The following is an 8357-nucleotide window of genomic DNA, read 5'->3' on the forward strand; positions in this document are numbered from 1 at the left end:
GTTTAGCGGAGAGACAGTGGCATTGAAAGGGCAGGCGACGGATTGCAGGCCCTTGTCAGCGCTATTGCACAGTCCATTGCCCGATGTCGTCGCGTTCGCCGATCAGCGCCAGGCCATGGGCGATCGACAACAACTCGCCGCCGCTTTCGATCCGGTCGCGCTCGAAGCGTTCGGTGAAGATGCGGCGCACCGCCGGTACGAAGGAGGTACCGCCGGTCAGGAACACCTTGTCGATCTCCGAGGGCTTCGTCTCGGTCTTCTCGAGCACGTCGTCGAGTGCACCTTCGATGCGGGCGAGATCCTCGGCGATCCAGCCTTCGAAGTCGCTGCGCTTGATGCTGCGACGCCCGCCGCGACCGAGCGGTGCGAAATCGAAAGGCGCCTCTTCCGAGGCCGAGAGCGCCATCTTCGTCGCCGACACCGCCTGATAGAGCGGGTAACCCTCGTCATGGTCGATGAGGTCGATGAAGATTTCGAGCTTTTCCGGTTCCAGGCTGGTGCGCACCAGCTTCTTCAGATCCTCGAATTCGCGCGTGGTCTTGAAGATCGACAGCTGGTTCCAGCGGCCGAAGCTGGAATAGTAGTTGGACGGCACTTCGAGAATCTTGTCGAAGCTCTTGAAATGGCTGCCCTTGCCGATCAGCGGCGCGACGATGTTGTCGATCATCCTGTAGTCGAAATGGTCGCCGGCGACGCCGACGCCGGAATGGCCGATCGGCGTTGCCGTCAGCCTGCCGGCAACGGTCTCGAAGCGGATCAGCGAATAGTCGGTCGTACCGCCGCCGAAATCGGCGACCAGCACGGTGGCATCCTGCTTCAGGTTCTGCGCGAAGTAGAAGGCGGCGGCGACCGGCTCATAGACATAGTGGATTTCGGGAAAGCCGAAGCGCGACAGCGCCTCGTTGTAGCGCTCGGTCGCCAGCGCCGGATCGGGGCTGGAGCCGGCAAAATGCACCGGCCGGCCGGTGACGATGCGGCTGACGTCAGAGGGCCAGTTGTCACCGGCATAGTTGCGCAGGCGCCTGACAAAGACCTCCATCAGATCTTCGAAATTATGCCGCTTGGCGAAGATCAGCGTGCCCTGGAACAGGGCGCTCGCCGCAAAGGTCTTGATCGATTGCAGGAAGCGGCATTCGCCGGGATTGTCGATGAACTGCCGGATCGCCGCATGGCCCGCCTCCACCTTCAGCGCTGATGCGCCGAGCTGTGCATCCTTCATGAAGGAAAGCGCCGTGCGCATGCTGTCGGCCGTGCCTTCCGTGCTCGTGAACGCCATCGAGCGCGTCGCCCCGCCATCTGCCAGGGCGAGAACCGTATTCGTCGTGCCGAAGTCGAAACCCAGCGCCTGAGCCATGCCCGCACCTCTTCATGCCGATTGTTGTTGGAGACGGAGCTTTGCTCCGCAAGGGCGAACGAACGCCCGGATCAAGGAGGGCGGGTGATGCCACAGAGGCGTGACACATTCAAGAGGAGTGGAAGTTGATGTGATCGCGGCGCACTTCCTCTCCCGGTTGGAAGAAGAAGTGCGCCGCAAGGGCTGATCGGCAATGCCGAACTCAGAGGGCCGTCATCACTCGGCAGCCATCGCCCTTACCTCCTGCACCTTCGGCTCCTCGACCTTCTTCTGGCCGATCAGCCGGCCGAGGTAGTTTCCGAAGCGGTCCATCTCGACGAAGATGACGGGGGTGATGAACAGTGTCAGCATCTGCGAGACAACAAGGCCGCCGACGACGGCGATGCCGAGAGGCTGGCGCAGCTCCGAGCTTGCGCCGGTGCCGAGCGCGATCGGCAGGGCGCCGAGCAGGGCGCAGAAGGTCGTCATCATGATCGGTCGGAAGCGTCGCACGCAGGCCTCGTGGATCGCCGCTGTCGCCTTTTCTCCGGTCGTGCGCATGGTCTCCACCGCCACGTCGATCATCATGATCGCGTTCTTCTTGACGATGCCGATCAGCATCAACAGGCCGATAAGGGCGATGATCGACAGGTCGAAACCCATGATCTTCAGAGCCAGCAGCGCACCGAAGGCCGCGGCCGGCAGGCCGGAGAGGATGGTGAGCGGATGGATGAAGCTTTCATAGAGCACGCCGAGCACGACATAGATGGTCAGAATGGCCGCCAGGATCAGATAGGGCGTATTGCCCTGCGACTGCTCGAAGATCTCAGCCGTGCCGCCATAGGAGGTGAAGACGTCGGCCGGCGTGGCGATGTCCTTCTTGATCTGATCGATCGCCGCCGTCGCATCGCTGAGCGAGACGCCTTCCGGCAGGTTGAAGGAAACGGTGGTCGAGACCAACTGGCCCGTCTGGTTGATGGTGACCGGGCCGGTGGTGCGCTGGACATGCGCGAAGTTCGAAAGCGGCACCAGGCTGCCATTGGACGAGGCGACACGGATCTCCGAGAGCTTCTGGTCGTCCCAGGGTTTGCTGGTGTCGTATTCGACGATCACGTCGTAGCTGTCGCCGGTCGACTGGATTTCCGCCGCTGAATAGCCGCTGAAGGATTCCTGCAGCGTCGTACGCAGCGTGTCGTTGTCGATACCGTAGGCTGCTGCCCGCTCGGTATCGATGACGATATTGGCCTGCAGCGCGTTGTTCTGGGCGTCCGACGTCACGTCGGTGAACAGCCGGTCCTTGCGCATCGCCGCCTGGATCTTGCCGGCCCAGAGGTTGGTCTGATCGGCACTCAGCGCCTGCACCACCAGCTGATACTGGCTGGCGGTCTGGCGGCCGCCGAAGCGCAGGCTCTGGTTCGGCGTCACGAAGGCCTGCAGTCCGGGGATCTTGTTGATCGCCGTGCGCAGTTCGCGCAGCGTCTGGTCGAGCGGCGGGCGCTCCGTCTTGTCCTTGAGTTCGACGAACATCGAGCCGTTGTTCTGCGGTTTGTTCGGGTTGCCGCCGATCGTCGACATCACGTGGTTGACCGCCGGGTTGGCCTTGACGGCCGCTGCCGCCTGCTGCTGCAGCGCCTCCATGGCGGAATAGGAAATATCCTGGCGGGCCTGCGTGCTGATCGTCAGGCGGCCGATATCTTCCTGCGGAAAGAAGCTCGTCGGCAGCGTCATGAAGAAATAGACCGTCAGCGCCACCGAGCCGAGGAAAATCCCGAGGATGGTCAGGCGATGTCGAAGGCACCAGCCGACCGCCCGGTCGTAGCCGTTGAGCGTCCGCTCGAAGCCGGCATCGAAGATGCGGATGAGCAGCGGCGGGCGGCTGTGATTGTTGGAGAGACGCGAGCCGAGCATGGGTGTCACGGTCAGCGAGACCACGGCCGACGAGATGATGGCGATGGCGACCACCATGCCGAATTCGTTGAACACGCGGCCGACGACGCCGCCCATCAGCAGGATCGGGATGAAGACGGCGATGAGCGAAACCGACATGGAAATGATGGTGTAGCTGACTTCGCCCGCACCCTTGATCGCCGCTTCCCGCACCGGCATGCCTTCCTCGACATGGCGCAGAATGTTCTCGAGCATGACGATCGCGTCGTCCACCACCAGCCCCACCGCGAGCGTCAGCCCCAGGAGCGAAATGTTGTCGATGCTGTAGCCGAGCACATACATCATGCCGAAGGTCGAGATCAGCGACAACGGAACGGCAAGTCCCGGAATGATCGTTGCCGTGGCGTGGCCGGTGAAGAGGTAGATGACGAGAACGACGAGACCGATCGTCAGGAGCAGCGTGAACTTCACGTCGGCGATGGCGGCGCGAATGGGTTTTGCCGCGTCGTTCATGACCACGGTGTTGACCGAAGGCGGAATTTCGGCGTGAAGCTGCGGCAGCTTGGCGTTGATCGCATCGACCACATCGACCGTGTTGGCATCCGGCTGACGCTGGATGGCGAGGATGATGCCGCGCTGGCCATCATACCAGCTGCCGGTATACTGGTTCTCGACGCTGTCCTGCACATCGGCGATGTCGCCAAGGTGGATCGGCGCGCCGTTCGGATTGGCAATGACCAGCGAGCGGAACTGTTCGGCGTTAATGCGCTGCGTATTCGCCGTAATGGTCATGCTCTGCGAATTGTTCTGCAGCGTTCCCACGGGCTGCTGGCTGTTGGCGGCAGCAAGCGCCTTGTTGACGGTGTCGATGCCGATGCCGCGGGTCAAAAGCTTGTTGGGGTCGACCTCGACGCGCACGGCGTAGGTCTGGGCGCCATAGACGCTGACCTGGGCAACGCCGGGAAGCGTGGAAAGCGATGGCGAGATGATGTCCTCGGCGATCTCGTCGAGCTTGCTGCGCGGCATGGTGTTGCTCTGCACCGAGAGCAACATTACCGGCGCATCGGCCGGGTTCGTCTTGCGATAGCTCGGCGGCGTCGTCAGGTTGTCGGGCAGTTGCCGGGTCGCATGCGAGATTGCCGCCTGCACGTCGGCTGCGGCCGCGTCGATATCGCGGTTGAGGTCGAACTGCAGGACGATGCTGGTGCTGCCGAGCGAACTGGAGGCGCTGATTTCGCTGATCCCGGGAATGGTCTCGAACTGCTTGATCAGCGGCGTCGCAACCGAGGTCGCCATCGTCTGGGGCGAGGCGCCGCTCAACTGCGCCGAAACGTTGATCGTGGGAAAGTCGACCTGCGGCAGGGCCGCGACCGGCACGAGTTGGTAACCGGCAAGGCCGGCCAGAATGACGCCAATGGCAAGCAGCGTCGTCGCGACAGGGCGCTGGATACAGAAATTGGGGATCATTGCTGAGCTCCGACCGTGATCGTCTCGGACTGCTGCTGCCGAGGCTCTTCGGCGGAGGCGACATCAAGCGTCTTTTCGTCGAACTGCTCGTTGATCGCCTGCTGGTCGCTCAACTGGCCCTGGCCCTCGACGACGACATGGTCGCCAGCCTGAAGGCCGGATTCTATGGCGGTGAAGCCGCCATTTGCGCGGGCGATGGTGACGGGAGTCAGATGCGATTTGCCGTCCTTGGCGACGAAGGCGAAGAAACCCTCGGGACCGGGGCTGACGGCAACCGTCGGCACCACCACCTGCTGTTCGTCGTTGTTGAAATGCACCACGATGTTGACCGACTGGCCGGGCCAGAGAGCGCCGGAAGCATTCTCGAATTTCGCCTTGGCGAGGATCGTGCCCGATGCCGTGTCGACGGTGTTGTCGTAGAAGCTGATCTCGCCCTTCCTGACCTGGCCCTTGGCGGAACTGGGCGCGGTGCTGACCTCGACCGGACCGGCTGCCAGAGCTTTCTTCAGCTCACGCAGATAGCGCTCCTGCAGGTGGAATTTCACATAGATCGGATCGTATTTCGCGATGGTGACGATTGCCGAGCCGGCATTGAGGAAGGCGCCCTTGCTGATGGCGATATCGCCGAGCCGGCCGTCGAAGGGAGCGCGGATGTCGGTGTTCTCGAGGATGATCTGATCGGAGGCAAGCGCGGCCTTGTCGGCATCGACGGTGGCAGCGGCGGTGTCGCGGGCGGCGACCGCCTGGTCGAGGCTCTGCTGGGTCCCGGCCTTCTGGTTGAAGAGATCCTGCGCGCGCGTCAATGCGGTCTCGGATTCCGACAGGGTTGCCCTGTCGCGCACGATCATCGCATTGTCCTTGTCGACAGCCGCCTTGGCCGTCCGGTCGTCCAGCTTGGCGATCAGGTCGCCGGCTTTGACGGTTGCCCCATCCTGCGCATGGATGCTGACGATCAGGCCCTGTTCCTGGGCAGCGATGGTCGTATTGTCATCGGCATCGGCCCAGCCGGAAGCGGTCACATCCGTCGGCAGCGTCGTTTTCACCGCTGCGACTGTTTTGACGACGGTCGGGCCACCACCGCCGCGTCTGCGCCCACCGCCCTGATGTTGCCCACCGTTCTGCGCTTGATCGGTTTGCGCCTGATCGGCCTGCTGCCCGCCGCCATTGCCGGCTGCCGGCTGCTTGATGAACTGCGAGAGGTAGGGGATGCGGGAGGCATAAGGGATCAGATTCCCGAATTGCCAGACGCCGACGGCGGCAACTGCGATAACGCTGACGGTGATCCAAAATTTCTTCATGGGCGAGACCGGTCTTTGGGCAAGGTTGCGGGGGGCAAGGTTGCGAATTTTATGCTCTGATTGAGCCGCTTATATTGCGGCGCAAAAAAGACATAATTCCCGGAGCGCGATCACTAAGTGGTTATAACGGCTTAAATTTTTGTAATGAATATTCCGTAATATTCAAACTATACTAATATAGATCCAGTGTAACCCGATGGCCGATGCGCAGGCGGTTTGCCCGGCGATAATGTCGATCTGCATGCCGTCCATCGCGCGGGAAGAACACGGGGAAAAAACCAGAGAAGGCAGGTCGTCATGACTGAGTTGGATGCCAGCGAGTTTCGCTCCCTCATCACAAGCGTATTTCCTGAACTCACGGCCTCCGTCTTCAAGCTGGCGGCGAAGGGCTGGGATTCGATGGCGGTCGACGTCGATGACACGCTGATCTTCAAGTTTCCCCGCAATCTCGGCGCGGAGAGAGCGCTTCAGAAGGAAGCCGCCTTGCTCGACATCGTTCGTCCGTCGCTGTCGATGGCGGTTCCAGACATGCGCATTCATGACGGGCCGCCGATCTTCTCCAGCCATGCCAAGCTAGACGGCGAGCATCTCATTGCCGAAGATTACGACGCGCTTCGCGAAGGCGATCGTCAGCACCTCGCAGAAGATCTCGCCCGTTTTTACGCCGAGTTGCACGTGCTCGATGCCGATCGGCTGCGCTCGGCCGGTGCCGGCCCCATTCAGCCATGGCAATCGCCGGAGGCGGTGCGAACGAGGGCCTTGCCGCTGCTGCCGCCGGACATCAAGAGCTTTGCCCAGGCCATCATTTCCGATTTCGAAGCCTTGCCGCCCGATCCTTTTGGCAGCATCTACGGCTTCTTCGACGGCCATGGCTGGAACATGGCCTTCGACCATAGGCAAAAGCGGCTGAACGGCATTTATGATTTTGCCGATTCAGGCTTTGGCCCGTTGCACCAGGAATTCATCTATTCGAACTTCATCTCGCCCGATCTGACCGCCCGCATCGTATCGGCATATGAAATGCTGACCGGACGCAGGCTCGACCGGCGGCGCATTGCGATCCTGACGGGTTTCCATCGCCTTTCCGAACTCGCCGAACTGGCGGACGATCCGGCGAACGTCGAACAGATGATCCGAAGTGTGGCGACATGGGCGGCGGCCGCCCGCGTCGGCTGAGAGGCGATGGTCAGACGGACCGTGCCGCGCCGCCGTCGCAGCGGATGAGCGAGCCGGTGATGTAGCTTGCCGGCTGGCTGCACAGGAAGGCAGCCGTTGCGGCAAATTCCTCCACCTTGCCGTAGCGGCCGACCGGAATGCGCGCTTCCTTGTCGGCGCGGATTTCCTCGAGGCTCTTGCCCGTTCGCTTAGCCGCAGCCCCATCGAGATCGTCTAGCCGTGCCGTCAGGATGCTACCCGGCAGGAGCAGGTTGGTGGTGATGCCGAAGCCTGCGACTTCGGAGGCAAGCGTCTTGCTCCAGCCGGCAAGGGCGGGGCGCAGCGTATTCGACAGCGCCAGATTGGCGATCGGTTCGATCACGCCGGATGAGGCAACCGTCAGGATGCGGCCCCAGCTCTGCGCCTTCATGCCGGGCAGCAGCGCGTTGGTGAGCGTGATCACGCGGGCGACCATGGAGAAGAAATAGGTCTCGAGCTTTTCGCTCGTCATCTCCTCCGTCGTGCCCGGCGTCGGTCCGCCGGTATTGTTGACGAGGATATCGAGCCCGCCGAACTTTTCCTTCACCGCCGTCGTCGCCATCTCGACGAAGCGTTCGTCGCCGAGATCGGCCCAGATCCAGTCGGCCCGGCCTTTGCCTTCGCTGTTGATCGCCTTGCAATTGGCTTCCAGCTGTTCGCCGCTGCGCCCGCAGAGCAGCACGTTCGCGCCTTCCCGCGCCAGCGCCACGGCGATGCCGAGGCCGAGGCCGCGCGAGGAGGCGAGGACAAGCGCCCGTTTGCCTGTGATGCCGAGATCCATGATATCCTCCGATATTTTTCCAGCGATGTATAAGGCGCAGGCGGCGGAAAAGGAAAGGGAATGTCGCCGGGTTGGTGGCGTTTGATAATTGACGTTGACGTAAACGTTATATAATTCTGACTGGTGAGGCATATCATTGTGCGAATTGGAAGATTGGCTGTCGTATCCCGGCTCGACAATGCTTTCTCGTTTTGACAAGAAAGTGCCATGACGGGGATGACGGCCGCGTGCGGCCAAGCGGAGACGAGTGAATGACCGAGACGACTGATCTGCCCGAACGCGAGAGCATGGAATTCGACGTTGTGATCGTCGGCGCCGGTCCGGCCGGTCTTGCGGCGGCGATCCGGCTGAAGCAGGTCAATCCGGAACTCTCGGTCGTGGTGCTGGAAAAAGGCTC

At 61.9% G+C, this 8357-nt stretch carries 6 protein-coding genes; 2 read left to right on the forward strand and 4 right to left on the reverse strand.

Annotated elements, in window-relative coordinates; translation table 11 throughout:
- Positions 1-61: 61 nt before the first annotated feature.
- The 3 genes from FHT79_RS31750 to FHT79_RS31760 all read right to left on the reverse strand — a co-directional run bounded on the left by FHT79_RS31750 (position 62) and on the right by FHT79_RS31760 (position 5985).
- A complete protein-coding gene (locus FHT79_RS31750; RefSeq protein ID WP_097596418.1) occupies positions 62-1354 on the reverse strand; it encodes an Hsp70 family protein in 1293 nt (430 codons plus the stop codon).
- A 216-nt stretch (positions 1355-1570) separates the two neighbouring features.
- Positions 1571-4687, reverse strand: coding sequence for an efflux RND transporter permease subunit (locus FHT79_RS31755; protein WP_183904718.1), 3117 nt, complete (start codon positions 4685-4687; stop codon positions 1571-1573).
- Entirely contained in the window at positions 4684-5985 is a 1302-nt protein-coding gene (locus FHT79_RS31760) for an efflux RND transporter periplasmic adaptor subunit (protein ID WP_097596416.1), read from the reverse strand. Before FHT79_RS31760 ends, FHT79_RS31755 begins: the two co-directional genes overlap by 4 nt.
- A gap of 297 nt (positions 5986-6282) precedes the next feature.
- On the opposite strand from FHT79_RS31760, the gene FHT79_RS31765 reads away from it, so the two are divergent.
- On the forward strand, positions 6283-7161 hold the full coding sequence (locus FHT79_RS31765) for an aminoglycoside phosphotransferase family protein (protein ID WP_063474868.1): 879 nt from the start codon (positions 6283-6285) through the stop codon (positions 7159-7161).
- Positions 7162-7171: 10 nt separating this feature from the next.
- Here FHT79_RS31765 and FHT79_RS31770 read toward each other — a convergent pair whose 3' ends face one another.
- Positions 7172-7960, reverse strand: coding sequence for an SDR family oxidoreductase (locus FHT79_RS31770; RefSeq protein ID WP_097596415.1), 789 nt, complete (start codon positions 7958-7960; stop codon positions 7172-7174).
- A 251-nt stretch (positions 7961-8211) separates the two neighbouring features.
- Between FHT79_RS31770 and FHT79_RS31775 the strand changes: the two genes are divergently transcribed.
- A partial coding sequence (locus tag FHT79_RS31775) for an FAD-binding protein (RefSeq protein WP_183904719.1) occupies positions 8212-8357 on the forward strand: 146 nt, incomplete at its 3' end.

This window comes from Rhizobium sp. BK212, from assembly GCF_014197475.1.
Taxonomy (GTDB): domain Bacteria; phylum Pseudomonadota; class Alphaproteobacteria; order Rhizobiales; family Rhizobiaceae; genus Rhizobium; species Rhizobium anhuiense.